The 1223-nt window shown below is 58.3% G+C and carries 1 protein-coding gene; it reads left to right on the top strand.

Features of this window, described 5'->3' with window-relative positions:
• Positions 1-1008: 1008 nt before the first annotated feature.
• Positions 1009-1223: hypothetical protein (locus BRAGE_RS56380; protein WP_245161722.1), on the top strand; the 215-nt coding region annotated here is incomplete at its 3' end.

Here is a 1223-nt window from a genome sequence, read left to right as displayed (position 1 = left end):
GCGGCCACATGGGCTGCTTTTCGTTATGTAAATTGCTGCGCAGGTCTGTCAGCTTTCGGTAAGCCAGCCCCGATAAACAATCGTTGGGTTTAACGGGGGCGTGGCAGGGACAGCGCATGAGCTGAAGGACCACCATGTGCCGAGTTACGCTTCCGTTATGCTCATTGCACCGCGGATGCGGCAGAGATCGTGCCTCATGATGCCCCCAGGCCGTCAGGCGCCGAGCCGTGTTCGCACTGCTTCCGACCTACGGGCTAGGTCTCGTTCTGGCAATATTACTCGTGTTGCGAGCGCTAAGCTCCCGATTAGCATTTTGCCACCGCTAGCTGAGCTTGGATCCTGTTAGCGGGGTTGCAGGGACAGCGCTGCCCCGTGGGGGACGAGCGCCGAGTGCTAAGTTCAATTAGCAATGGGGACGGGCAAGGGACAACGTCTGCGCCAGTGCCACCAAACGGCGCCGAGCCGCGCGGCACTGCTTCCGATCAATCATCACCAACCCCCTGGAAGGGAAGGAGGTTTGCCTGCGAAGCAGCGGCCGCGGTTATCTTGGTGCAATTGTGTCCGCCATGTGTAGCGACGCCGACGCCGACTGTGTTGCCGGTACTCCCTGTCGTGGCTTTCGAGGTCTCGGATAAACTTTCCAAGGGACTGCCTCTATCGCGCTCCGTCTGGATTTACTCCGTCAACGTTCTCGCGTCTCTCATGCGCGTTTGGCTGTTCATTCCTGTTTATGCACAGCGCACGTGTCTGGGCATGCTGGTGTCTCCAATTTATCTAAGGGCGAAGACCTAGCTTAGAGAGCCGCCGGTGAGGATGGGACCGACCGATTTTGGTAGGTGCCCTTGAGTACTTCTAGAAGATACAAGTTGATATCCTTGAGGATTTGAGCCTCCCGGGAGCAAAGGTGGCCAACTCCAGTCTTCGTGACGGGGTTGGCCACCAGCGCTTGCGGCACTATGCCCACAGGGCAGCTCAGGCCAACAAATGCATATATTCGAGCGGCATATCATGTCCTTGCGGTCGCAAGCCCTTGCGGTGCTTGCGGCCAATCAAGCCCGTGCCGCCGATCAGTCGTTGGGACCATCAGATCGCGACGCCGCAATATTTAACATCGACGAAGTTCAGGCGATGCTAGCCATACTCGATTGCATGACGCCCAACCTGCGGCCGAACGAAGCACGGCAGATCGCTGCGCGCATACGCGCGCTTCTAGAGGGCCGCAA

This window comes from Bradyrhizobium genosp. SA-4 str. CB756 (genome assembly GCF_000473125.1).
Taxonomy (GTDB): Bacteria; Pseudomonadota; Alphaproteobacteria; order Rhizobiales; family Xanthobacteraceae; genus Bradyrhizobium; species Bradyrhizobium arachidis.
Note: the sequence above shows the minus strand (reverse complement) of the source record. Positions and strands in the feature narration are given on the sequence as shown.